This window comes from Streptomyces sp. NPDC052910, assembly GCF_055585605.1.
This window is the reverse complement of record NZ_JBVJJR010000009.1, coordinates 56509-80113: the sequence shown is the minus strand read 5'-3', so window position 1 is coordinate 80113 and position 23605 is coordinate 56509. Positions and strand designations below refer to the sequence as shown.

General features: G+C 74.3%; 18 protein-coding genes and 5 tRNA genes. 13 read left to right on the top strand and 10 right to left on the bottom strand.

The window, feature by feature from the left end:
• Positions 1 to 76 precede the first annotated feature (76 nt).
• Together ACZ6X9_RS27560 and ACZ6X9_RS27555 are read left to right on the top strand one after the other, a co-directional pair.
• Positions 77 to 2545 (top strand): glycosyltransferase, encoded by a 2469-nt coding sequence (locus tag ACZ6X9_RS27560; RefSeq protein ID WP_469780703.1) that lies wholly within the window; start codon positions 77 to 79, stop codon positions 2543 to 2545.
• 201 nt (positions 2546 to 2746) lie between these two features.
• The gene (locus ACZ6X9_RS27555) at positions 2747 to 3397 is read left to right on the top strand and encodes a hypothetical protein (RefSeq protein ID WP_469780702.1); all 651 of its coding nucleotides are present in this window, start codon (positions 2747 to 2749) and stop codon (positions 3395 to 3397) included.
• 171 nt (positions 3398 to 3568) lie between these two features.
• Here the strand turns inward: ACZ6X9_RS27555 and ACZ6X9_RS27550 are convergent, their stop codons facing one another.
• On the bottom strand, positions 3569 to 4285 hold the full coding sequence (locus ACZ6X9_RS27550; protein ID WP_185944428.1) for an SLATT domain-containing protein: 717 nt from the start codon (positions 4283 to 4285) through the stop codon (positions 3569 to 3571).
• 295 nt (positions 4286 to 4580) lie between these two features.
• On the opposite strand from ACZ6X9_RS27550, the gene purD reads away from it, so the two are divergent.
• The 6 genes from purD to ACZ6X9_RS27520 all read left to right on the top strand — a co-directional run bounded on the left by purD (position 4581) and on the right by ACZ6X9_RS27520 (position 13258).
• Positions 4581 to 5822 (top strand): phosphoribosylamine--glycine ligase, encoded by a 1242-nt coding sequence (gene purD / locus ACZ6X9_RS27545; RefSeq protein ID WP_469780701.1) that lies wholly within the window; start codon positions 4581 to 4583, stop codon positions 5820 to 5822.
• Positions 5823 to 6200: 378 nt separating this feature from the next.
• Positions 6201 to 7904: a hypothetical protein gene (locus ACZ6X9_RS27540; RefSeq protein WP_469780842.1), complete on the top strand. Its 1704-nt coding sequence runs from the start codon at positions 6201 to 6203 to the stop codon at positions 7902 to 7904.
• 551 nt (positions 7905 to 8455) lie between these two features.
• Entirely contained in the window at positions 8456 to 9811 is a 1356-nt protein-coding gene (locus ACZ6X9_RS27535) for a N,N-dimethylformamidase beta subunit family domain-containing protein (RefSeq protein WP_469780700.1), read from the top strand.
• 68 nt (positions 9812 to 9879) lie between these two features.
• A complete protein-coding gene (locus tag ACZ6X9_RS27530) occupies positions 9880 to 10782 on the top strand; it encodes a phosphoribosylaminoimidazolesuccinocarboxamide synthase (protein ID WP_469780699.1) in 903 nt (300 codons plus the stop codon).
• A 359-nt stretch (positions 10783 to 11141) separates the two neighbouring features.
• Positions 11142 to 11870 (top strand): response regulator transcription factor, encoded by a 729-nt coding sequence (locus ACZ6X9_RS27525; protein WP_469780698.1) that lies wholly within the window; start codon positions 11142 to 11144, stop codon positions 11868 to 11870.
• Positions 11867 to 13258 (top strand): HAMP domain-containing sensor histidine kinase, encoded by a 1392-nt coding sequence (locus ACZ6X9_RS27520; protein ID WP_469780697.1) that lies wholly within the window; start codon positions 11867 to 11869, stop codon positions 13256 to 13258. Before ACZ6X9_RS27525 ends, ACZ6X9_RS27520 begins: the two co-directional genes overlap by 4 nt.
• A gap of 113 nt (positions 13259 to 13371) precedes the next feature.
• Here ACZ6X9_RS27520 and ACZ6X9_RS27515 read toward each other — a convergent pair.
• The 8 genes from ACZ6X9_RS27515 to ACZ6X9_RS27480 form a co-directional block, all read right to left on the bottom strand.
• A tRNA-Gly gene (locus tag ACZ6X9_RS27515) sits at positions 13372 to 13444 on the bottom strand.
• A 38-nt stretch (positions 13445 to 13482) separates the two neighbouring features.
• On the bottom strand, positions 13483 to 14079 hold the full coding sequence (locus tag ACZ6X9_RS27510) for a response regulator (protein WP_469780841.1): 597 nt from the start codon (positions 14077 to 14079) through the stop codon (positions 13483 to 13485).
• Between the two features lie 5 nt (positions 14080 to 14084).
• Positions 14085 to 15683, bottom strand: coding sequence for a sensor histidine kinase (locus tag ACZ6X9_RS27505; RefSeq protein ID WP_469780696.1), 1599 nt, complete (start codon positions 15681 to 15683; stop codon positions 14085 to 14087).
• A 62-nt stretch (positions 15684 to 15745) separates the two neighbouring features.
• Positions 15746 to 15821: transfer RNA gene (locus ACZ6X9_RS27500), tRNA-Gly, on the bottom strand.
• Between the two features lie 74 nt (positions 15822 to 15895).
• A tRNA-Gly gene (locus ACZ6X9_RS27495) sits at positions 15896 to 15967 on the bottom strand.
• A gap of 40 nt (positions 15968 to 16007) precedes the next feature.
• Positions 16008 to 16082, bottom strand: a tRNA-Gly gene (locus tag ACZ6X9_RS27490).
• A 43-nt stretch (positions 16083 to 16125) separates the two neighbouring features.
• Positions 16126 to 16197 (bottom strand) — tRNA-Gly (locus ACZ6X9_RS27485).
• 257 nt (positions 16198 to 16454) lie between these two features.
• Positions 16455 to 16772, bottom strand: coding sequence for a histone-like nucleoid-structuring protein Lsr2 (locus ACZ6X9_RS27480; RefSeq protein WP_469780695.1), 318 nt, complete (start codon positions 16770 to 16772; stop codon positions 16455 to 16457).
• A gap of 317 nt (positions 16773 to 17089) precedes the next feature.
• Here ACZ6X9_RS27480 and purS point away from each other — a divergent pair, with 317 nt between their 5' ends.
• The 3 genes from purS to purL are packed head-to-tail and all read left to right on the top strand — an operon-like array spanning position 17090 to position 20315.
• Positions 17090 to 17335 (top strand): phosphoribosylformylglycinamidine synthase subunit PurS, encoded by a 246-nt coding sequence (purS, locus tag ACZ6X9_RS27475; RefSeq protein WP_006604673.1) that lies wholly within the window; start codon positions 17090 to 17092, stop codon positions 17333 to 17335.
• Between the two features lie 56 nt (positions 17336 to 17391).
• A complete protein-coding gene (purQ, locus tag ACZ6X9_RS27470) occupies positions 17392 to 18066 on the top strand; it encodes a phosphoribosylformylglycinamidine synthase subunit PurQ (protein WP_469780840.1) in 675 nt (224 codons plus the stop codon).
• Positions 18066 to 20315, top strand: a complete 2250-nt coding sequence (gene purL, locus ACZ6X9_RS27465) for a phosphoribosylformylglycinamidine synthase subunit PurL (protein ID WP_469780694.1) — start codon at positions 18066 to 18068, stop codon at positions 20313 to 20315. The genes purQ and purL overlap by 1 nt, the downstream gene beginning before the upstream one ends.
• Positions 20316 to 20390: 75 nt before the next feature.
• Here purL and ACZ6X9_RS27460 read toward each other — a convergent pair whose 3' ends face one another.
• Positions 20391 to 21956 carry an MFS transporter gene (locus ACZ6X9_RS27460; protein WP_469780693.1) on the bottom strand — a complete coding sequence of 522 codons (1566 nt, stop codon included), beginning with the start codon at positions 21954 to 21956 and terminating at the stop codon, positions 20391 to 20393.
• A 79-nt stretch (positions 21957 to 22035) separates the two neighbouring features.
• Between ACZ6X9_RS27460 and ACZ6X9_RS27455 the strand changes: the two genes are divergently transcribed.
• Together ACZ6X9_RS27455 and ACZ6X9_RS27450 are read left to right on the top strand one after the other, a co-directional pair.
• Positions 22036 to 22689, top strand: a complete 654-nt coding sequence (locus ACZ6X9_RS27455) for a TetR/AcrR family transcriptional regulator (protein ID WP_469780692.1) — start codon at positions 22036 to 22038, stop codon at positions 22687 to 22689.
• Positions 22690 to 22732: 43 nt separating this feature from the next.
• The gene (locus tag ACZ6X9_RS27450; protein WP_469780691.1) at positions 22733 to 23566 is read left to right on the top strand and encodes a sterol carrier family protein; all 834 of its coding nucleotides are present in this window, start codon (positions 22733 to 22735) and stop codon (positions 23564 to 23566) included.
• Positions 23567 to 23605: the final 39 nt, after the last annotated feature.

Below are 23605 nucleotides of genomic sequence, written 5' to 3'. Positions count from 1 at the left end.
GGTAATCCCGGTCACTCCGCCCGGGAATCGGAGACTGGATGTGCAACCCAACGATCAGCCGGACCGTCTTGAGGACATGACGTCCGAGAAACCGCCGTGGCCGCCCGCAGAGGGGCGGCACGCCGGCACCGTAGGCCTGTCCGTGGTCGTTCCGGCCTACAACGAGGAGGACCGCCTCGCCCCCAGCCTCAAGGCGATCCGGGCCCACCTCGACGAGGAGGGGACGGACACCTGGGAGCTGATCGTCGTCGACGACGGGTCGACGGACGGCACGGCCGACGTGGTCCGTGCCGCCGCCGCCGAGGACCCCCGCGTCCGGCTGCTCGGCTCGCCCGCCAACCGCGGCAAGGGCCACGCCGTCCGCACCGGCGTCCTGGCCTCGCGCGGCAGGCGCGTCCTGGTCACCGACGCCGACCTGGCCACCCCCATGGCCGAACTGCCGCTCCTGATTGCTCGGTTGGACGCCGGTGCCGCCGCGGCCGTCGGCTCGCGGGCACTGCCCGGGTCTCGGATAGGCATCCGCCAGCACGCCCTGCGCGAGGCCCTGGGACGGGCGGGTGCCGGGGTGATCCGGGCGCTGGCCGCGCCCGGGGTGCGGGACACCCAGTGCGGGTTCAAGCTCTTCGAGGGCGAGCGGGCCCGGACGGCGTTCGCCGCTTCCCGGCTGAACGGCTGGGCGTTCGACGTCGAGATCCTGAGCCTCTTCCGCCGCAACGGCTGGGAGGTCGCGGAGGTGCCGGTCCGCTGGGACCACCGGCCGGGCTCCAAGCTGCGCCCGCCGGCGTACGCCGCCGTCCTCGGCGACCTGGTCCGGCTGCGGATCCGGGCCGCCGGTCCGGCCGGGCCGGTCACGGCCGCCTGCTTCCTGCTGCTCGCCTTCTTCCTGTACGGCGGGCTGTGGGCGGCGCCCGGCACCGCGTACCTCGTCGACTCGGCCTCGGACCAGCAGCAGTGGGAGTGGTTCTTCGCGGTCACCGCGGACAACGTCGCGCACCTGCGGGACCCGTTCTTCACCGATCTCCAGAACCACCCCTACGGCGTCAACCTCATGGCCAACACGACCATGATGGGTGTCTCCGTCCCCCTCGCGCCCCTGACGCTGGCCCTGGGCCCGCACGTCACCTGGGCGGTGGTGCTCACCGGCGGACTGGCCGGAACCGCCTGGGCCTGGTACCGGCTGCTGGCGAAACGCTTCGTCCGCGCCCGGTGGGCGGCGGCCGTGGGCGGCGGGTTCTGCGCCTTCGCGCCGCCGATGATCTCGCACGGCACCGCGCACCCCAACTTCGCCGTGCTCTTCGTCATCCCGCTGATCATCGAGCGGGCGCTGCGGCTGTGCGAGGGCGGGCGGACCGTCCGGGACGGCGTGGTGCTCGGCCTGCTCCTCGTCTACCAGGTGTTCCTCGGCGAGGAGGTGTTGCTGCTGGCCGTGACCGGGCTGCTCCTCTTCGCCTTCGCGTACGCCGTCGCCGCGCCCGGCACGGCGCGGGAGGCCGCCCGGCCGCTGCTGCGCGGGCTGGGCGTGGCGGCGCTGGTGGCGGTGGTGCTGCTGGCCGTGCCGCTGTACCGGCAGTTCTTCGGGGCGCAGAGCTACCACAGCGTGCTGCACGGGCCGGTCGGCAACAACCCGATGGCCCTGCTGGAGTTCCCGACCCGGTCACTGGCCGGGGACGAACGGAAGGCGGCGTCCCTGTCCCTCAACCGGACCGAGGAGAACGCGTTCTTCGGCTGGCCGCTGGTGCTGCTCGCAACCGTCCTCGTCGTGCGGATGTGGCGGCGCCCGCTGGTGCGCGCCCTGGGGTTCACCGCCCTGGCCGCCGCCGTGCTCTCGCTCGGGCGGGACATCCCGCTGCCGGGCACGGTCCACACGCTGCCCGGCCCGTGGCGGGTCGTGGGCGAGCTGCCGCTGTTCGAGTCCGTCATCGAGTCCCGTACGGCCATGGTCTGCGCCCCGGCCCTCGGCGTCCTCCTCGCCCTCGCCTGCGACCGGCTCGCGGCCCGCCGCCCGCGCGGTGAGCGGGCGGACGGCCGGCGGCTCGCGGCGGGTGCCGCGCTGGCCGTGGCGCTGGTGCCGCTGCTGCCCACGCCGTACCCGACCGTCGAGCGGGCGCCGGTGCCGGCGTTCGTCGCGGACGGGCACTGGCGGGAGTACGTACGGCCCGGACGGTCGCTGGTGCCGGTGCCCGTGCCGGACCCGGGGCAGGTCACGGCGCTGGGCTGGCAGGTGCGGGCGGATTTCGGCTTCACGCTGCCCGGGGGTTACTTCAACGGTCCCTACGGAAAGGACCGGCGCGGGATCTACGGGCCCGTGCCCACCGTCACCGCCGAGCTGCTGAAGAAGGTGCGCGAGACCGGCCGGGCCGCGGACGTCGACGCCGGGACGCGCCGCGCGTTCGGCCGGGACCTGGCCGACTGGCGGGCCGACGCCATCGTCCTGCCGCCGCAGGACCGGGCGGATCCGCTGCGGCAGACCGTCGAGCGGCTGACCGGGACCCCGCCGCGGTGGGTCGGGGGAGTCTGGGTGTGGGACGTGCGCCGCGGGGTGTGAACGCGGGCACGCCCGCGGGACGGCGGGCGTGTGACAGGGGATCGCAGGCGTGGGGTGGCGGACGTGCCGGGGGGATCACGGGCGTGCCCGAAACCGGACGGAATCCCCACGTCCATGTCCGTCGCCCCTGTGTGACAACCAGCTCGGCGGCACTACCCTGGCCCGACCATCGCACCGAAGGCGAACAGAGAGTGAGCTCACGTGGCATGTGACCTCTGGCTTGTCCCCCTCGTCGACGTGCTGTGCCACAGCCCCGACAACCCCTTCGCCGAAGAGATCGCCGTCTACGACCGGGCCCTCGGCGCGGCCGGTCTGCCCCCCGTCCCCGTCTTCGGCTACATGCCGGGCCTCTCCGGGGACGTGGCCCCGGTCGCGGGCTTCGACTACGACGCGCTCCACTTCCTCCGCCGCGCCCACCTGCTGAACCTGTGCGGGCTGACGGTCACGCCCGTCGACGAACTGGGCGGCGACTACGAGCAGTTGCTGGAGATGTTCGAGGACACGGCCCAGCGGTCGCACCTGGTGTGGCACTACGACCACGCGGGCGCCTACGTTCCCGTGGACTTCGCCCACCCGCTGACGAGCGACGAACTCCTGGAGGGCGGGGGCCCCTTGGGGTCGAGCCATGGCCTGCTGCGCGAACTGCTGTCCGTGGCGCCGGTGCTGGGTATCGATCCGGCCAATCCGCCCGCGGCCCCCGCCGCACCGCGGCAGCCCACGGCCCTGGACGAACGGGCCGCGCCGGGGCCGGCGGACGACGGCCCGTTCGCGCGCGAGCGGCACGTGTGGCTGGGGCTGCACGCGGCGGTCACGCGCAGCCTGGGGCAGGGCTCGATGATCGTGTTTAGCTGACCGGAGCCGGAGCCGGAGCCGGAGCCGGAGCCGGAGCCGGAGCCGGAGCCGCAGCCGGGGCCGGGGTTCGGTCGGCCGGGGCCGTCCCGGCCGGGTGCGGAAAGCTTTCGGGAACGGGTCCGGCCCGGTACGGGCGGCTGTGCCGTACCGGGCCGGACCCGCCGTCCGTCGTCAGCGCGGGGACTCCGGCGGGCGCTGCCGCGGCATGTTCGGCCGCGAGCCGGGCGGCAGCGGGAACCGGCCGACGGGCCCGCCGTTCTCCCCCCGCGGCCCCCACGCGACCAGCGACTGCGTCAGCAGAGGAGCGGGCCCGGCACGGAACTCCACCATCCAGTCGGCCGTTTCGGCCCGGACGAGCTCCGAGACGTCCTCGGAGAAGCGGCGCAGCACCGTCAGACACCGCTCGGCCGCCTCGCTCGCCGTGCCCTCCGTGGGGCCCAGCACCTCGCGCACACACTCCGACGCCCAGTCGAACTGGAGCGCCTCCAGCCGCCGTTGCACCGCCTGCGCCGTCGACACCGCGCGCATCCAGCCCGTCGTCAGCCCGAAGTACCGGTCGCAGGCGACACACGCGACCGCCCCCAGCAGGGCGAGGAACGCCCAGGTGGAGCCGGTGCGGATGGCCTTCGTCAGCTCCAGCAGCGGCAGCGCCGCGCCGACGACGGCGAACACCGCGGCGGCCACCCGCAGGGCGCGGGCCCAACGGCGTTTCCAGGCGCGGTCCGCGAGATACCAGTCGGCGAGGAGGAGCGCGCCGCTCTCCACCCACCGGTACAGCTCGTCGAGCCGCTGAGCGGGCTCCCCCCAGTCGCCGAGCGGGAAGGTCCGGCCGCGCAGGTCTCCCCGGTGCCTCCCGTCCTGCTCCTTGGGGAGCCCCTCGGGCTGCATCTCAGGCTGGCTCACCCCTGCACTCCCTCTTCACCGCTGCTGCTCCGTACCCCTGTCACCGCCTCTTTCCTACCGCCGAACGGTTGGCCTTGTGTGCCGGATCGCTCCTTTGCCGCCCGTAAGTGCCAGGGAATCGGGTATAGGGGGCGATATCCCCCTCACCCGAAAGAGTGGGTGGCCTGTGTGGACGTGACGGGGCAGGTGCGGCGAAACGTTCTGACGAGGCCTGACGGGAGAGGTGGGGGAGCCGGGACGCACGGCGTTGATCGTTCCGGAAGGCAATAGGGTGACACCCGTGAAGGTCCTCGTCATCGGCGGCGGCGCCCGCGAACACGCCCTGTGCCGCTCCCTGTCCCTCGACCCCGACGTCACCGCCCTGCACTGCGCTCCCGGCAACGCCGGCATCGCCGAGACCGCCCAGGTGCACCCGGTCGACGCCCTCGACGGCTCGGCGGTGGCGGAACTGGCCGCCTCCCTCGACGCCGACCTCGTCGTCGTCGGCCCGGAGGCCCCGCTGGTCGCCGGTGTCGCCGACGCGGTCCGCGCCCGCGGCATCCCCGCCTTCGGGCCGTCCGCCGAGGCGGCGCGGCTGGAGGGCTCCAAGGCGTTCGCCAAGTCCGTGATGGCCTCGGCGAACGTGCCCACCGCCCGTAGCTACGTCTGCACCACCCCCGCCGAGATCGACGCCGCGCTCGACGCCTTCGGTGCCCCCTACGTCGTCAAGGAGGACGGCCTCGCGGCCGGCAAGGGCGTCGTCGTCACCTCGGACCTCGACGTGGCCCGCGCCCACGCGCTCGCCTGCGACCAGGTGGTGATCGAGGAGTTCCTGGACGGCCCCGAGGTCTCCCTGTTCGCCGTCACCGACGGCGAGACGGTCGTCCCGCTCCAGCCCGCACAGGACTTCAAGCGCGCCCTCGACGGCGACCAGGGCCCGAACACCGGCGGCATGGGCGCCTACTCGCCGCTGCCCTGGGCCGAGCCCGGCCTGGTGGACGAGGTCCTCCGGACCGTGCTCCAGCCGACCGTCGACGAGCTGCGGCGGCGCGGGACGCCGTTCTCCGGCCTGCTCTACGCCGGGCTGGCGATCACCTCGCGGGGGGTGCGCGTGATCGAGTTCAACGCGCGCTTCGGGGATCCGGAGACGCAGGTGGTTCTCGCTCGGCTGCGGACGCCCCTGTCGGGGCTGCTGCACGCTGCCGCGACGGGGGCTCTTGGGACCTTCCCGCCTCTGCGCTGGAGCGAGGACGCGGCCGTCACCGTCGTCGTCGCCTCGCACAACTACCCCGGGACGCCGCGTACCGGAGACGTCATCGAGGGCCTGGACGAGGCGGACGCGGTCTCCGACGCGTATGTCCTGCACGCGGGCACGGCCCACGACGCTTCGGGCGCTGTCGTCAGCGCCGGGGGGCGGGTGCTGTCCGTGACGGCCACGGGGGCCGGGATCCCCGAGGCGCGGGAGCGGGCGTACGAGGCGGTGGCCCGGGTGCGGATGCGCGGGGCGCAGTACCGGACGGACATCGCGGCGGGCAAGGAGTAGGCCCCGGCCCCGCCCTTTCACCGTTTCTTGCGGGGGCGAGCCCCCGCACCCCCGAAGCGCCCTTCGGGCTCCCCCAGAGGGGGTACCCCCAGTCCTCAAACTCCCCCAGAGGGGGCACCCCCAACGGGCTGAATCAGCCCGTTGGGGGTGCCCCCCGCCCACCGCGAACCGGTCCGCGCCCGAACCCTTGGGCAAAGCCATTCCATCGAGTGACCGATCCGCCAACCGGCTGACGAACGCCCCACGCCCCACTAGGGTGCCGCGCAGGCCGACCGCCGAACGTCCGGCAACTGGCCCACCGGCATTGCGATGTCAGAGGCCGGTGCCACAGTGGGGGGTGGTAACTGGCGGCCGGAGCACTACAGGCGACTGGGGGTGATCGGTCTCGTGGCAGGAACGGAAGCCGGCGCGCACGCCGCGCGCCTGCGCGCCCTGGCGGTTCTGCGCGTCCGCAGCACCGCGCTCGCCGTCGCCCTGCTGCCCGCGGCGGCCGCCGTGGTGCTGCTGGCCGGCACGCTCATGGGCCGGATCCCGGACGGCGGCGTCGGGGACGTGGCCCGTCCCGCCGTCGTCGCCGCGGCCCTGGCCGCGCTGGCCTTCGCCGGGGTCGTCGCCGCGGTGGTGGCCCGGGCCCGGCCCGCGCTCAGCCCCACCGTCCCCATCCCCGAGGAGACCGCCCCGGACCTCTACCGCCTGGTGCGCGACCTGGCGGACCGGATGGACGTGCCGGCCCCCTCGGCCATAGCGCTCACCCCGGACTGCGACAGTTGGCTGGAGGACCGCACCCACCCGGCGCACCGCACCGCCGGCCCGGGGCCCGGCCGCACCGGCCCGCTGCCCCGCCGCAGGACGGGTGCCGCGCCGGTCCTGGTGATCGGCTCGCCGTTCCTGTGGTGGATGCGCGTCGCCGAGCTGCGTGCCCTGCTGGCCCCGGTGGTCGCGGGCACCGGCCCGGCCGCGCAGCCGGACATAGCGGCGGCCCGCCGCTTCGTCCGCGGGCTCGACGCGGCCGTCGCGGTGGCCGCCGGCCGCCCCCTGCTGGCCTTCGTGGGCTGGACGGCGCGGATCCTGCTGCGCTCCTGCCGCGAGCACGCCGCCGAGATGGAGCGCGGCGTCGCCGCGGCGGCCTCCGAGCGCGCCCAGACGGTCGACTACGGCCTGCGGGTCGTCGCCCAGGAACAGGTCGGCCTGGCCTACGCGGGCTGGGACCGGCTGCTCAACCGGGTCGCCCTGCCCGCCTGGCGGATGGGCCGCTGGCCGTCCCGGCTGGACGCGGGTGTCGTCTCGGCGCTGACCGAGCTGTCCCGCCGGGACCGGCTCGCGGAGGGCTTCGCCTCCCGCCTCGGCGAACGGCCCGCCTGCGACCTCCTGGAAGAACCGGGCGTCATCGACGAGGCCGCCTCCCTGCTGGCCGCCCGGCTGTTCCACGGTGGGCCGCCGGAGCCCGGGCCCGACTGGTCGCCGGTGAGCTGGAGCCAGTACCCGGAGGAGGTCGTGGACCGCAAATGGCGGGTGGAGGCCGCCCGGCTGCACCGCGTCCTGGAGGACGTCCTCGACGACGTCACGGAACCCGCCCCGGCCGGCGCCCCGACCGCCGGCCCGCCCGCCCCCGGCAGCGCCGCCACCCCCGTCCCGCCCACCGTGGACCGGGTCCTGGAACGCCTCACCGGACCGGCGGGCCCGGGCGTGGGGGAGCGACTGGGCCTGCGGCTCAGCGCCGAGATCGCCCGGGAGGCCGGCCGTGACGGGTCCCGCCCGGCCGGCCCCGAGGGCCCGCCGGCGGCCTGCGAGCCGGGGCTCGACGGGCTCGCCCCGCTGTTCCCGCTCCAGCCCCCGCGCAGCGGCCGGGAGCTGCTCACCGACCACGTGACGGCCATGATCTGCTGCGCCGCCGTCGACACGGCGGGCGCCACCCCGGGCCTGGACTGGCTGGACGGCCCCGCCCTCCTGGTCGGCGGCGCCCGCCGCGCCGACCTGGCCCGCACCGTCCTCAGCCTGGTCGAGGACGGTGACGGCGAGCCCCTGCGCGCCTGGCTGGGCGAGGTCGGGGTGCGCCCGGAGAAACCCGTACGGCTGGGCTGAGGACGCTGGGGGACAACCGCGTGGACCAGGGGGAAGCGACCCGCCGGCCGGACGATCCGGCGCCCGGGAATGCCCGGCGACGTCCCCGGGGCGCACCGCCCACCACCCCCGGCCGGACCGACCGGGACCCGCCCCCGCCCCCTCCGGCCGGGAGACGCCGCGACCTGACGGATGAGACCGACCGGGGAGGGACGGCCGGGTCCGGCGCCGACCGCGCCCGGCGTGACCGGGGCGGCCGGTACGACGCGGAGGAGCCCGGGCGGCGGGGCCGGGAAGGCCGTGCGGACCGGCGTCCGTCGCCTCGGGGCGGCTCGGACGGCCCTGCCGCGGCCGACCGTGCCGGCCGGCGTCCGGAAGACCGGACACCGCGTGCCCCCCGCCCGGCCGGGGCGGACGCCGTCCGTCCCGGCACGGCGGCCGGCCCGGGCGCCGGGTCCCCCGTGCCCGGCCGTGCCCCACACGGCCCGCGCGTCCCGGGCGCCCGCGAGCCGTCCGGGCCCGGCCAGGCCCCCGCGGATCGCGCCCCCCGGCATCCCTGGGAGTCCGCCGCCATGGCGCGGGCCGCCTCCGACCCCTTCCCCCAACCCCCGCTCACCTGGCTGACCGCCACCGCCGGCGGCCGCCCCTGGTACGCCACGGCCGACGACGTCCACCGCCCGATCCGCGGCTTCACGTCCGACGCGGCCGTCGCGCCCGGCGAGTCCGTGGCCTTCCGGGTCACCGTGGAGCCTCCGAGGCCGTTCACCGTCGAGGTGTACCGGGTCGGCCACTACGCGGGCCACGGGGCCGCGCGGATGGCGGCCAGTCCGCCGCTGGACGGGCTGGTGCAGCCCCCGCCGCTGGTCGCGGAGCGGGCCGTGTCGTGTCACCACTGGTGGATCTCCTGGCGGCTGGACGTGCCCCCGCACTGGCCGCCGGGCGCCTACGTCGCCGTGCTGGCCACGGGCGACGGGCAGCGGGCGCACGTGCCGTTCACCGTCCGCGACGGCACCGCCGCCGACCTGCTGGTGGTCCTCCCCGACCTCACCTGGCAGGCGCACAACGTCTACCCGGAGGACGGCCGCACCGGCGCCGGGCTCCGGCATGCCTGGGACGAGCGCGGACGGCTGCTCGGCGAGGAGGGCGCGGCCGTCACCGTCAGCGCCGACCGCCCGTACGCGGGCACGGGCCTGCCGCCCGACGTCGGGCACGTCTACGACGTCATCCGCTGGGCCGAGCGCTACGGCTACGACCTCGGCTACGCCCACGCCACCGACCTGCACGCCGGCCGCGTCGACCCCACCCGCTACCGCGGCCTGGTCTTCCCCGGCCCGGACCGGTACTGGTCCGCCCCCCTGCGCCGCGCCGTCGAGGCCGCCCGCGACGCCGGTACCTCACTCGTCTTCCTCGGCGCCGGCGCCCTGGCCCGGCAGATCGGGACCGCGCCCTCGCCGGCCGGCCCCGACCGGCTGCTGACCTGCCGCAGGCAGCGCGCCGGCGGCCGTGCCGTCCCCTGGCGGGACACCGCCCCCGAGCAGCAGCTCCTCGGCATCCAGCACGCCGGCCACGTCCCCCGTCCCGCCCCCCTCGTGGTCCGCAACACCGATCACTGGCTGTGGGAGTGCACCGGCGCCGCCGAGGGCGACGAGCTGCCCGGCCTGGTCGCGGGCGACGCCGACCGCTACCACCCGCGCACCGCCCTCCCCCCGCACACCGAACGGATCCTGCTCGCCCACTCCCCGTACCGCGACGCCGACGGGGTCCGCCGCCACCAGGAGACCTCGCTCTACCGGGCGCCCGGCGGCGCCCTGGTCTTCGCCTCGGGCACCTCCGGCTGGGCACCCGCCCTGGACCGGCCCGGCCACACCGACCCACGCGTCCAGCGCGCCACCGCCAACCTCTTGGACCACATCTGCAAACGGGCCTGACCCCCACTCCGAGCGGGCAGGCGCATACGGCAGAATCAAGGCGTTTGGACAAACCACCAGGAGGACGCGTGTCCGGATTCGTCGAGAAGCCCGAACCGGTCGAGGTGCCGGGCCTTGTGCATCTGCACACCGGCAAGGTGCGCGACCTCTACCGCGACGCGGAAGGCCGACTGGTGATGGTCGCCAGCGACCGCATGTCCGCCTACGACTGGGTGCTGCCCACCGAGATCCCGGACAAGGGCCGCATCCTCACCCAACTGTCCCTGTGGTGGTTCGACCGCCTCACCGACCTCGTCCCGCACCACGTCCTCTCCACCGAGCTGCCGCCCGGCGCCCCCGCCGACTGGGCGGGCCGGACGCTCGTCTGCCGCTCCCTCGACATGCTCCCGGTCGAGTGCGTGGCCCGCGGCCACCTGGCCGGCTCCGGGCTGCGGGAGTACGAGGAGAACCGCACCGTCTGCGGACTCGCCCTGCCCGAGGGCCTGACCGACGGCGCCGAACTCCCCTCCCCGATCTTCACCCCCGCCACCAAGGCGGAGGTCGGCGAGCACGACGAGAACGTCTCGTACGAGGAGGTGGCCCGGCGCGTCGGCGCGGAGACGGCCGCCGAACTCCGCCAGATCACCCTCGCCGTCTACGACCGCGCCCGCGCCATCGCCCGCGACCGGGGCATCGTCCTCGCCGACACCAAGTTCGAGTTCGGCCGCGCGGAGGACGGCGAGCTGGTCCTCGCGGACGAGGTCCTCACCCCCGACTCCTCCCGCTTCTGGCCCGCCGACCAGTGGCAGCCGGGCCGCCCGCAGCCGTCGTTCGACAAGCAGTACATCCGCGACTGGCTCACCTCGCCCGCCGCCGGCTGGGACCGGCACGGCCAACTCCCGCCGCCCCCGCTGCCGGAGGACGTCGTCGAGCAGACGCGCGCCCGCTACGTGGAGGCGTACGAGCGGCTGACGCTCACCCGCTGGACGTGACGCCCCCGGGCGGGCCCCTCGGGGCCCGCCCGCCCCGGCGCTCGCGGTGGAACCGGTGCTCGCAGCGGGCCCGGCGCTGGCGGTGGAACCGGTGCTCGCGGCGGAACCGGTGCTCGCAGCGGAACCGGCAGCTCACGGTGGACCCGGGTGCTCACGGCGGGCTCGGTGCTCGCAGCGGAACCGGCAGCTCACGGTGGAACCCGGGGTGAGCACAGTGCAGTCCGGCACCCACAGCGCACCCGACGCCCACAAGGGAGCCCCCTGGCCGCGGCGCGGTCCCGGCGCTCACGGCGCGGACCCGGCCCCCACGGCGCAGTCCTAAGAGATCTCTCAGACTCCCTCTGCCACAGTGGGACACCATGGCCGCTCCTGTCCCGCCCGTCAGCCCCGCCGTGCTCGTCGTCGACGACGACCCCGAGGTCCGCGCCGCCGTCGTCGACGGTCTCGCCGTCGAGGGGTACGACGTCCGGTCCGCCGCCGACGGGCTCGCGGCCCTCTCCGCGGTGGCGGCCGCCCAGCCCGCCGTGATCGTCCTCGACCTCGCCATGCCCGTCCTCGACGGCCTCGCCGTCTGCCGCCGGCTGCGCGATCTCGGCGACCGCACGCCGATCCTCGTCCTCACCGCCCGGGACGCCGTCTCCGACCGGGTCGCGGGCCTCGACGCCGGGGCCGACGACTACCTCGTCAAACCGTTCGCCCTGGACGAGCTGCTGGCCCGGCTGCGCGCCCTGCTGCGCCGTGCCGCCCCCGGTCCGGCCGGCGGCGCCGACGCCCACCACGGCGCGGCGGAGCGCCTGCGGTACGCCGACCTCACCGTGGACCCCGTCACCCGGACCGGTGACCGCGGCGGAGTGCCCCTGGAGTTCACCCGCACCGAGTTCACCCTGCTGGAGCTGTTCCTCCGCAACCCGGGCCAGGTACTGCCCCGCGACACCATCCAGCAGCACGTGTGGGGCGCCGACTTCGGCCCCGAGTCCAACTCGCTCTCGGTCTACATCGGTTACCTGCGCCGCAAGCTGGAGGCGGGCGGCGCGCCCCGCCTGCTGCACACCGTGCACGGCGTCGGCTACCGGCTGGCCGCGCAGTGACCCCCGGCCCCCTCACCCGCCTCCGCCGCCGCCCGCTGCGCACCCGGCTGGCCGTCGTCACCTCCGCCGCCGTGGCGCTCGTCGCGCTGGGCGTGCTGGCCGCCGCGTACGTGGTGATCCGCTACGAGATCCGGAACCAGTTGGACCTCCAGCTCAAGCAGCAGGCCGGCACCCTCGTCCAGCAGGCGCGCGCCGGCGGCACCGGCGTGCTCTACGCCGAGTGCGCCTGGCTGGCCGCGCCCGCCTGCGCCCAGGTCGTCCCCGCCGATCCGGCCGCGCCCGGGCAGCGCGGCCTGGTGCTGCCCGTCACCGGCGCCACCCGCCGCGTCGCCGCCGGCACGCTCGGCGCCCACTACAGCGACATCGTCCGCGACGGCCGCTCGCTGCGGATGCTCACCACCCCACTCGGTCAGGGCCGGGCCCTGCAGGTCGCGGTCCGCTCGGACACCGTCGACAAGGGCGTCGAACAGGCCGGGCTGCTGCTCGGCGCGGTCGGCGGCGGAGGAGTGCTGCTGGCGGCCGGGCTCGGCTACGCCGCGTCGCGGACCGCCCTGCGCCCGGTCTCCCGGCTCACCGCCACCGCCGAGCGCATCGCCGCCACCCGCGACCCGGCCCACCGGATCACCCTGCCACCGGACGAGGAGCGCTCCCGGGACGAGATCACCCGGCTCGCCACCAGCTTCAACACCATGCTGGCCGAGCTGGAGGACGCGGTCGCCGCCCAGCGCCGGCTCGTCGCCGACGCCTCGCACGAACTGCGCACCCCGCTCACCGCCCTCCGTACCAACGCCGAACTCCTCGCCCGCGCCGAACGGCTCACTCCCGCCCAGCGCGACCGGGCGGCCGGCGCCCTGGGCCGCCAGCTCCGCGAGGTGACCGGCCTCGTCAACGACCTGATCGAGCTGGCCCGCGACGAGGAGCCGCGCCAACTCGTCGAGCGGGTACGGCTCGACCTGCTCACGGAACGCTGTGTGGCCGCCGCGCGCGGTCACTGGCCGGCCACACCGTTCGCCCTGGACGCCGGGGGAGCGGCGGACGTCACCGTGCCGGGCGTCCCCGCCCGCCTCGCCCGGCTGCTGGCCAACCTCCTGGACAACGCGGCCAAGTTCAGTCCGCCCGGCGCCGCCGTCGAGGTGCGCCTGGACCGGCGCCCGGACGCGGTGGAGCTCACCGTCCGGGACCACGGGCCCGGCATCTCGGACGAGGACCGGCCGCACGTCTTCGACCGCTTCTACCGGTCCCGGCAGGCCCGCGCCCTGCCCGGCTCGGGGCTCGGCCTGGCCATGGCCCGGCAGATCGCCCGCGCGCACGGCGCGGACCTCACGGCGGAACGGCCGGAGAACGGGCCGGGCGCCCTCTTCCGCCTGCGCTTCCCGGACGGGGAGTGAACCACCGGCATAGGGAGTGAACCGCCGGCATGGGCAGGGGACCACCGGCCGCATGCCCCCGGCAACCGGGACACGACGAAGGCCCCGGTCACAGGACCGGGGCCTTCACACTGAGCGGACGACGAGGCTCGAACTCGCGACCTCAACCTTGGCAAGGTTGCGCTCTACCAACTGAGCTACGTCCGCGTGCTTCCGACCGGCTTCACCGGGCGGCGCGGGTACCACTATAGCCAACCCTGAGCCCGTGCGATGCGCGCCGCCGCGTGCCGGTTCTCCGCACCGAGCTTCGCGGCCGCCGCGGAGAGGTAGTTCCGGACCGTCCCCGGCGTCAGCCGGGCCCGCTCCGCGATCTCCGCGATCGGCGCCCCGTCCTCCGCCAGTTCCAGCAGTTCGGCCTCCCGGGCGGTCAGCGGCGAGTCGCCCGCGCTGATCGCGTCGGCCGCCAACTCCGGGTCGACATAACGGCTTCCCGCGTGCACGGTACGGATGATCTCGGCGAGCCGCCGGGCCGAGACGGTCTTCGGGACGAACCCCCGGACGCCCGCCTCCAGGGCCCGCTTCAGGTGCCCGGGCCGCCCGTGACCGGTCACGATCATGGTGCGGCAGTCCGGTACTTCGGCCCGCAGGGCTGTGGCCACTGTCACACCGTCCGCTCCCGGCATCTGGAGGTCCAGAACCGCCACGTCGGGCCGGTACGCCCGGGCCATGGCGATCGCCTCCGTCCCCGAGGCGGCCTCCGCGACCACCCGGAGGTCGTCCTCCAGCCCCAGCAGGGCGGCGAGCGCGCCCCGGATGAGGTGTTCGTCGTCGGCGAGCAGCAGGGTGATCACGCGTTTCCTCCACGGTCCCGGGTGAGTCCGGCGGGCTCCGGCGGGGCACCCGGCTCCCCGGCCTCCCCGTCGGCGGCCCGTTCGGCCCCGGGTTTCCCGACGGCCGGCACGCCCCGCCCGCCGTCCCCGGCCGCCGGGACGTCGGTCGGGGGAAGGTCCGCCGCCGAGCGGCCGGCCGCCGGGGCCCCGGCCTTGGGATCGCCCGCCGCCGGCCCGTCGGTCACCGGACCTCCGGTCACCGAAATGCCCCGTTCCACACCGCCGGCCACCGGAGCACCTACCTCCGTCACACCCGCCGCAGGGCTCTCCTCCACCACCGGCGGCACCTCCACCGCCGTCAGCGGCACCTCCACCGTCAGCCGGAACGCCCCCCGGCCCCGGTGCCCGGCCGCCAGCGTGCCCCCAAGCGCCGTCACCCGCTCGCGCAGTCCCGCCAACCCCGAGCCGCCCGAACCGTCGGCATCCTCCGCACGGCCCGAGCCGCTCCGGTCGCCGGAGGCCCCGTCGTTCTCCATCACCAGCACCGCCGACGCCCCGACGACCCGCAGCCGTACCGCGCAGCGCCGGGCGTCCGCGTGCCGCAGCACGTTCGTCGTGCCCTCGCGCACCACCCACGCCAGGACGGACTGCACCGCGTCCGGCAGCGTGCCCTGGGAGCCGTCGTCGATGCGGCAGACGATCCCCGCCGCGCCCAGCACCCCGCGCGCCCCGACCAGTTCCGTGTGCAGGTCCGCCCGCCGGTAGCCGCGCACCAGCTCGCGCATGTCGCGCTGCGCGTCCCGCGCCACGCGCTGCACCTCGGCCATCTGCTCCAGCGCGGCCGGCGAACCCCGGCGGGCGAGCTCGGCCGCGAGCTCGCTCTTGAGGGCGATCACGGTGAGGTTGCGTCCGAGGACGTCGTGCATGTCCCGGCCGAAGCGCAGCCGTTCCTCCGCGACGGCCAGCCGCGCCTGGACGGTCCGGGCGTTCTCCGCCTCCCACATCACCGCCAGCATCCAGCCCGTGCTGCGCACGGTGGCCAGCGCCCACAGGGCGGCGAACCAGACCATCACCATGGTGATCGCCGCGCCGACGGGCCGGCCGCCGAACGGCAGGATGGTGAGGGCCGCCGCGACGCCGCCCAGCAGGCACCACCACAGGTACGTCCGCACCCGGGGCGCCAGCAGGCTGAGCGAGCCGAAGAAGACCAGTTCCCCGCCCATCAGCGCCATAGGGCGCGAGGTGAGGTGCTCCGGCCCGTCCGTCCGCACCAGGGCGACCAACTGCACGACGGAGAGGAAGAGGAGCACGCCGGAGAACGCCATCCACCGCCAGGGCGCGGGGTGCCGCATCCGGTAGTGCTCCAGCGCCCGCCGGAACAGCACCGCGCCCACGCCGCACTGCGCCCAGCCGAGCAGCAGCAGGACGATGTCACCGGTGCGGAAGTCGTCGGAGTCGCCGAAGAGGGCGAGCGTGGGAGTGAGCGGGAAGACACCCGGCAGCAGGTACAGCGTCCAGCGCATGTAGCTGTCGACCTGGGCGATCCTGCTCCGTCCCCGCCAGCCGCCGACGCGCGTCCGTACCCCTGTGACGCCCTTGGCCCCCCCGGCCCCCATGATCATCCCCTTGGTCGTCGGACACGAAAAAGACCCCGGTCACGGGGACCGGGGTCTTTTCATGGAGCGGACGACGAGGCTCGAACTCGCGACCTCAACCTTGGCAAGGTTGCGCTCTACCAACTGAGCTACGTCCGCATGTGCTCCGCGCTTCCGTGCGGTGCGAACACCACTCTACCTGATCCACCAAGGTGGTCGGGACGAGCGATGAGAGCGGGTGACAGGGATCGCACACTGCGCCTCCCCCTTGGAAAGGGGGCGCTCTACTACTGAGCTACACCCGCGCGACCATTCCCCGGGCCACGAACGTGGCCGGTGAACGGCTGGAGCGGGTGACAGGAATCGCACACTGCGTCTCCCTCTTGGAAAGAGGGCGCTCTGCTACTGAGCTACACCCGCGCGTCCACTCGTCCGGCCACCGAAGCGGCCGACGAACGGCGAGAGCGGGTGACAGGGATCGCACACTGCGCCTCCCCCTTGGAAAGGGGGCGCTCTACTACTGAGCTACACCCGCGCGTCTCGTGGGCTTCGGCCTTTCGGCCTCGCCCCTCGGCGTGTTCCAGACTCTAGCGGATCATGTGGGGGGGAATGCAAATCCGGTGCGGGGGCCGGAATCTGAGGGGTGGCCGGATCCGTCCGCCCCGCTCCGGGGGAGGGGGGCGCGGTTCACTCCTGAGGGGGGCGCCCCTCAGGGGCCGGAGGGGGGCTGAGCCGGCGCGGCCGGCCTCTCCGCCCCTCCTGCCCCTCCCGCCCCGGGAGCCGGTGGGCGGCTCAGTTCGCCGATTCGAACGCCTCGTAGACCTTCTTGGGGATCCGCCCGCGCGGCGGCACCTCCATGCCGTGCGAACGGGCCCAGGCCCGGACGGCCGCCGGGTCCGGCTCGACGGAGGTCCGGCGGTACGCCTTCCCGGAACGGGAGCGCTTCCGGCCGGCCTCCAGGTAAGGCTCCAGGGCGTGCCGGAGTTTCTTCGCATTGGCGGTGCTGAGGTCGATCTCGTACGACTTGCCGTCGATGCCGAAGGTGACGGTCTCCGCGGCCTCGCCCCCGTCGATGTCATCAAAGAGCGTCACTACCACACGCTGCGCCACGGAATGGGTCCTTTCAGCCTGTATCGCCACGCTGACCTGCGGCGATGCATGGGTTTAGGTGGTTCTCGGGCAATGCCTTTTCCGGCGTTGCGCAAAGGATATTGCCCGACGGGGCCCAGTTAATTCCGTCAGCCCGCCCGGGTGCAATGGGAACCGTGTGGTCTTCCGGTGTTTTTCCCGGATTTTTTCGACGGAGGCCGGTGGAGAGGGCGGGGTAAAGCGCCCGGACCGTCCGTGATATCTACCCGCGTAGATTTTCGAGCCAGGTACGCTGGCTTCACCGCTTCAGCTCACGCACCACACCACCGGGAGTGCCAGTGGCACGCGTCGTAGTCGACGTCATGCTCAAGCCGGAGATCCTCGACCCGCAGGGGCAGGCGGTGCAGCGCGCGCTGCCACGCCTGGGCTTCGAGGGGATCGCCGATGTCCGTCAGGGCAAGCGATTTGAACTCGAGGTGGAGGGCCCGGTCGACGACGCCGCCCTCGCCCGGATCCACGAGATGGCGGAAACGTTTCTCGCCAACACCGTGATCGAGGACTTCACCGTGCGGGTCGACTCGTGACGTCCCGCCCGTCGCCCACCGCCACCCTTCACGGAGGCCCTTCGGGCCGCGGCAACATCCGAGTAGGGGTCGTCACCTTCCCCGGCACCCTCGACGACCGCGACACCCAGCGCGCCGTCCGCATCGCCGGCCTGGAGCCCGTACCCCTCTGGCACCGCGACAAGGACCTCAGGCAGGTCGACGCGGTCGTCCTGCCCGGCGGCTTCTCCTACGGCGACTACCTGCGGGCCGGTGCCATCTCCCGCTTCTCGCCGGTGATGGAGACCGTCATCGAGCAGGCGAAGGCCGGCATGCCGGTCCTCGGCATCTGCAACGGCTTCCAGGTCCTCACCGAGACCCACCTGCTGCCCGGTGCGATGCTCCGCAACAACCACCTGCACTTCATCTGCCGCGACCAGAGGCTCCGCGTCGAGAACGCGGACACCGCCTGGACGGCCGACTACGAGGCCGGCCAGGAGATCTCCGTCCCGCTGAAGAACATCGACGGCCGCTATGTGGCCGACGAGCGGACCCTGGACGAGCTGGAGGCCGAGGGCCGGGTGGTCTTCCGCTACCTGGGCGGCAACCCCAACGGCTCGCTCCGCGACATCGCCGGCATCACCAACGCCGCGGGCAACGTCGTCGGCCTGATGCCGCACCCCGAGCACGCGGTCGAGCCGCTGATCGGCACGGGCGGCACGGACGGGCTCGGATTCTTCACCTCGCTCCTCAAGAAGCTGGTCAACGCCTGATGACTCTCGACACCGTCAAGCACGCCGCCGAGACTCCCGACACCGAGCAGCCCTGGGCCGAACTCGGTCTCAAGCAGGACGAGTACGAGCGCATCCGTGCCATCCTCGGCCGTCGCCCCACCGGCGCCGAGCTCGCCATGTACTCGGTGATGTGGTCCGAGCACTGCTCGTACAAGTCCAGCAAGGTCCACCTCCGCCAGTTCGGTGAGAAGGCCCCGGAGAACGATGCCCTCCTCGTCGGCATCGGCGAGAACGCCGGCGTCGTGGACGTCGGCCAGGGCTACGCGGTCACCTTCAAGGTCGAGTCGCACAACCACCCGTCGTACATCGAGCCCTACCAGGGCGCGGCCACCGGCGTCGGCGGCATCGTCCGCGACATCCTCGCGATGGGCGCCCGCCCGGTCGCCGTGATGGACCCGCTGCGCTTCGGTGCCGCCGACCACCCCGACACCAAGCGCGTCCTGCCGGGCGTCGTCGCGGGCATCGGCGGCTACGGCAACTGCCTGGGCCTGCCCAACATCGGCGGCGAGGTCGTCTTCGATCCCTGCTACCAGGGCAACCCGCTGGTCAACGCGCTCTGCGTGGGCGTGATGAAGCACGAGGACATCCACCTCGCCAAGGCCTCCGGCACCGGCAACAAGGTCGTCCTCTACGGCGCCCGCACCGGCGGCGACGGCATCGGCGGCGTCTCCGTCCTCGCGTCCGAGACCTTCGACTCGACCGGCCCCGCCAAGCGCCCGGCCGTCCAGGTCGGCGACCCCTTCCAGGAGAAGCTCCTCATCGAGTGCACCCTGGAGCTCTTCCGCGAGGACCTCGTCGAGGGCATCCAGGACCTCGGCGGCGCCGGCCTCTCCTGCGCCACCAGCGAGCTGGCCTCGGCCGGTTCCGGCGGCATGCGCGTCGAGCTGGACACCGTCCCGCTGCGCGACGCCACGCTCTCGCCCGAGGAAATCCTCATGAGCGAGTCGCAGGAGCGCATGTGCGCGATCGTCGAACCCGGCAAGATCGACCGCTTCCTGGAGATCTGCGAGAAGTGGGACGTCATCGCCACCGTCATCGGTGAGGTCACCGACGGCGAGCGGCTGGAGATCTTCTGGCACGGCGAGCAGATCGTCGACGTCCCGCCGCGCACCGTCGCCCACGAGGGCCCGGTCTACGAGCGCCCGTACGCCCGCCCCGCGTGGCAGGACGCCCTCCAGGCCGACGGCGCCGACAAGCTGCCCCGGCCGGAGACGGCCGAGGAGCTGCGCGCCCAGGTCCTGAAGGTCGTCTCCTCCCCGAACCAGGCGTCCAAGTCCTGGATCACCGGCCAGTACGACCGCTTCGTCCAGGGCAACACGGTGCTCGCCCAGCCCGAGGACTCCGGCATGGTCCGGATCGACGAGGAGACCGGCCTCGGCGTCGCCGTCGCCACCGACGGCAACGGCCGCTACGCCAAGCTCGACCCGTACGCGGGCGCGCAGCTCGCGCTGGCCGAGTCGTACCGCAACGTGGCCGCCACCGGCGCCCGCCCGCTGGCGATCTCCAACTGCCTCAACTTCGGCTCCCCGGAGGACCCGGGCGTCATGTGGCAGTTCGCCGAGGCCACCCGCGGCCTGGCGGACGGCTGCCTGGAGCTCGGCACGCCCGTCACCGGCGGCAACGTCTCGCTGTACAACCAGACCGGTGAGACCGCCATCCACCCGACGCCCGTCGTCGCCGTGCTGGGCGTCATCGACGACGTCGCCCGCCGTACGCCGATGGCCTTCGCCGAGGAGGGCCAGCTCCTCTACCTCCTGGGCGACACCAAGGACGAACTGGGCGGCTCCGCCTGGTCCCAGGTGATCCACGACCACCTCGGCGGCCTGCCGCCGGCCGTGGACCTGGCCCGGGAGAAGCTCCTCGCCGAGATCCTCATCTCGGCCTCCCGCGACGGGATGGTGGACGCGGCGCACGACCTGTCGGACGGCGGCCTCGTCCAGGCGGTCGTGGAGTCCTGCCTGCGCGGCGGGAAGGGCGCGCGGCTCGTCGTCCCGGACGGCCTGGACGCGTTCACCTTCCTGTTCTCGGAGTCGGCGGGACGGGCGGTCGTCTCCGTGCCGCGCAGCGAGGAGCTCCGGTTCACGGACATGTGCGGGGCGCGGGGCCTGCCCGCGACGCGGATCGGTGTCGTGGACGGTGATTCCGTCGAGGTCCAGGGTCACTTCACGCTGCCGCTGGCGGAGCTGCGCGAGGCGCACGAGGCGACGCTGCCGGGGCTGTTCGGGTAGGAGGTCTCCCAAACCGCGCTCCGCGCGGTTGTCCTCAAACGCCGGACAGGCTGAGTGGTGCGCCCGGGCGCGCTATCAAGCCCGTCCGGCGTTTGAGGACGAGCGGCGGAGCCGCGACAAGGGGGTCTGGGGCTCAGCCCCAGGAATCGGCGAAGTGGGGGTCCCCCCTCTGGGGGAGGGACCGGGGCTCGACTCCTCGGTGGCCGCACCCCGCGGCAGCCGCACCGCCAGAACCAGCGCGAGCACCATCGCCCCCGCCGCGCAGAGGAACACCACGTCCACCGCGGACGTGAACGCCGCGACCGCATCGACGCGTTCGCCGCCACGCAGGGACGCGATCCCGCTCGCCGACCCACCCGGCCCCTCCGCCGCGTACACCCGCGCCAGCACCGTCCCGAACAAAGCGGTCCCCAGCGCACTGCCCAGCGTCTGGAAGAAGCGGATTCCCGTGGTGGCGACCCCGAGCCGGTGCCGGGGCACGGCCTGCTGCACCATGACGATGAGCTGCCCCAGAAGCTGCCCGAACCCGACGCCCAGCAGCAGCATCTCGCCGCGCACGGCCCACAGGTCGGTGCCCGTGCCGGACAGTGCGAGCAGCCCCACGGCGACGCCGGCGCAGACCGTGCCGGAGAGCACGGTGGTCCGCGGCGCCCGGCCGAACCGGGCGACCAGCAGTCCGACGCCGGTCATGCCGAAGGCCAGGGGGAGCATGAAGAGGCCGGCGTCGGTCGGTGTGACGCCCCGGGCGATCTGCAGGTAGAGCATCACGTAGACGATCGAGCCCATGAAGGCCACCCCCGAGAGGGCCTGCACGGCGAAGGCGAGCCGCACCGTCCGGACGCGGAACAGCCCGAGCGGCAGCACCGGTTCGGCCGCCGTGGCCTGCCGCCATACGAAGAGGGCCAGCAGGACCACCGCCCCGCCGATCAGTCCGAGCACCAACGGCGAGCCCCACGCGTACTTCCGGCCGCCCCACTCGGTGACCAGCAGCAGCGTGGTGGAGAAGGCGGCGGCCAGCGCGGCACCGAGGTAGTCGAGGCGGTGCCGGGTGCCGGGCGCGGGGAGGCGGAGGACCACCGCGGAGACGGTGAGCACGGCGATGCCCAGGGGCAGGTTGACGTAGAAGATCCAGCGCCAGTCGGCGTGGGCGGCGAGGTACGCGCCGAGCAGCGGGCCGACGGCCATGCCGGCGCCGGCGACGAGACCGCCGACGGCGGAGCCCTTGCCGGCGCCCTGCTTCGCGGGGTCCTTCAACTGGGCGATGACGACCATGGTGACGCTCATCAGCCCACCGCCGCCGATGCCCTGCACGGCCCGGAAGGCGATGAGCTGCTCCATCGAGCCGGCCATGCCGCAGAGCGCCGATCCGACGAGGAAGACCGTCACCGCGCCCAGGAAGACGCGCTTGGCCCCCAGGGTGTCGCAGAGCTTGCCGTACAGCGGCAGGGCGGCGGTGGCCGCGAGGGCGAACGCCGTGATCAGCCAGGGGATGCGGTCGATGCCGTGGGCCGGGTCGAGGTCCTCGGCGATGGGGACGGTGACGGCCGAGACGATGTTCTGGTCGAGCACGGCCAGCAGCATCGTCACCAGGCAGACGACGAAGCCGATGCGCCGCCGGGCGGCGGTCATGGGTGTGGTCATGGGGGACAGCCTGGAGCAAGAATGTGTACTCAGTCAATACTTTGGTTCGGCTCAAAATTCATCCTGGTACAGTTCCGGTATGACGCAAGGGCAGCCGGGGCTGCGGGAACGCAAGAAGCTCCAGACCCGCCAGAAGCTGATGCGGGTCGCCGTCGAACTCTTCGAGGAACGCGGCTACGACAAGGTCTCCGTCGCCGAGATCGCCGCCGCCGCGGAGGTCTCGAAGATGACGGTCTTCAACTACTGCGGCAGCAAAGAGGACATCCTCGTCGGCGCCCTGGAGGACCACGTCGACGACGTCGCCCGTGCCGTCCGCGAACGCGCCCCCGGCGAGTCCGTGGTGCGCGCGGTCCGCCGGCAGTACCTCGACGCCTTCGACGCCTCCGACCCGGCGGTCGGCATGTCCGACGCCCCCTTCGCCCTCCGGCTGCGCCGGATCATCGTCGAGACCCCCGTCCTGCTGGCCCGCGCCCGGGAGATCGCCCACCGCAGCGAGTGGCTGCTCGCCGACGAACTGGCCGCTTTCGGCGACCCGGCCATGGCCCGCGTCGTCGCCGGCCAGATCATCGGGCTGCGGTACGGCCTCGTGGCCCTCAACCAGCGGCGGATGCTGGCCGGGGAGACCGCCGCTTCCTTCGCCGGCGAGGCCCGGGAGCTGGCGGAACGGGCCTTCGACATGCTGGAGTTCGGCCTCGGCGACTATGGAGTGGAGCGGCCGGCCACGGCGGGCTGACCACGTCATCGGTCCGCCCGCCCGTGCTGGTTACGCTCACCCCATGACCGCCGCGCAGCGCAAGCCGAAGCCCCGCACCTACGACCCCGCCAAGGTCCGGGCCGCCCTGGACGGGCAGTTGACCTCCCTGCGCGGGGCGGTGACCGCACTCTGCGCGGGCCCGGACGCCGCCGCGTCCCTGGCGGCGGCCACCCCCCTGGGCGACTGGACGGTCCGCGACCTGATCGCGCATATCGCCCTCGCCCTGGAGTCCCTGCCCGTCCGCCTCGCCGAGCCCGCGCCCGGCCCCGCCGCATCCCGGGTGGACCTGCGCGGCTACCTGTCCGCCATGCGGTCCGGGGCCGAGCCCGTCGCGGCCGCCGCGCCGGCCGCCGCCCGCGCCCTGGGCGACGAACCGGGCGCCGTGGCGGCACGGTTGGACGAAGCGGCCGGCCGGCTCTCCGCCGCCGTCGCGGCCGCCGACCCCGCCGCGCCGCTCGCCACCGTGCTCGGCCCCATGACCGTCGGGGACTACACGCTCACCCGGCTCCTGGAGGCGGTCGTCCACGCCGACGACCTGGCCGCGGCCACCGGAGTCCCCTTCACCCACGACCGGCAGGCCCTGGCCGCGGTCACCCGGATGCTGGCCGACGCGCTGGCCGCCGCGGCGCCCGGCGGCTCGGTGGAGGTCCGGATCCCGCCGTTCGCCGTCGTCCAGTGCGTCGAGGGCCCCCGGCACACCCGCGGCACCCCGCCGAACGTCGTCGAGACCGACCCGCTGACCTGGATCCGGCTGGCCTCCGGCCGTGCGGGCTGGGCGGACGCGGTCGAGGACGCGCTGGTCACCGCGAGCGGCGAACGGGCCGATCTGTCCGGACAACTCCCTTTGTTCGGCTGAGCGCCCGGGCGTTCGGCCGCCCGTTGTGTGACGGGGCGT

Coding starts and splice junctions, on each gene's coding strand:
- ACZ6X9_RS27560 (WP_469780703.1), top strand. CDS start 77: ATGACGTCCGAGAAACCGCCGTGGCCGCCCGCAGAGGGGCGGCACGCC.
- ACZ6X9_RS27550 (WP_185944428.1), bottom strand. CDS start 4,285: ATGCAGCCCGAGGGGCTCCCCAAGGAGCAGGACGGGAGGCACCGGGGA.
- ACZ6X9_RS27535 (WP_469780700.1), top strand. CDS start 8,456: ATGGCGCGGGCCGCCTCCGACCCCTTCCCCCAACCCCCGCTCACCTGG.
- ACZ6X9_RS27525 (WP_469780698.1), top strand. CDS start 11,142: ATGGCCGCTCCTGTCCCGCCCGTCAGCCCCGCCGTGCTCGTCGTCGAC.
- ACZ6X9_RS27505 (WP_469780696.1), bottom strand. CDS start 15,683: ATGGGGGCCGGGGGGGCCAAGGGCGTCACAGGGGTACGGACGCGCGTC.
- purL (WP_469780694.1), top strand. CDS start 18,066: ATGACTCTCGACACCGTCAAGCACGCCGCCGAGACTCCCGACACCGAG.
- ACZ6X9_RS27460 (WP_469780693.1), bottom strand. CDS start 21,956: ATGACCACACCCATGACCGCCGCCCGGCGGCGCATCGGCTTCGTCGTC.
- ACZ6X9_RS27455 (WP_469780692.1), top strand. CDS start 22,036: ATGACGCAAGGGCAGCCGGGGCTGCGGGAACGCAAGAAGCTCCAGACC.
- ACZ6X9_RS27450 (WP_469780691.1), top strand. CDS start 22,733: ATGACCGCCGCGCAGCGCAAGCCGAAGCCCCGCACCTACGACCCCGCC.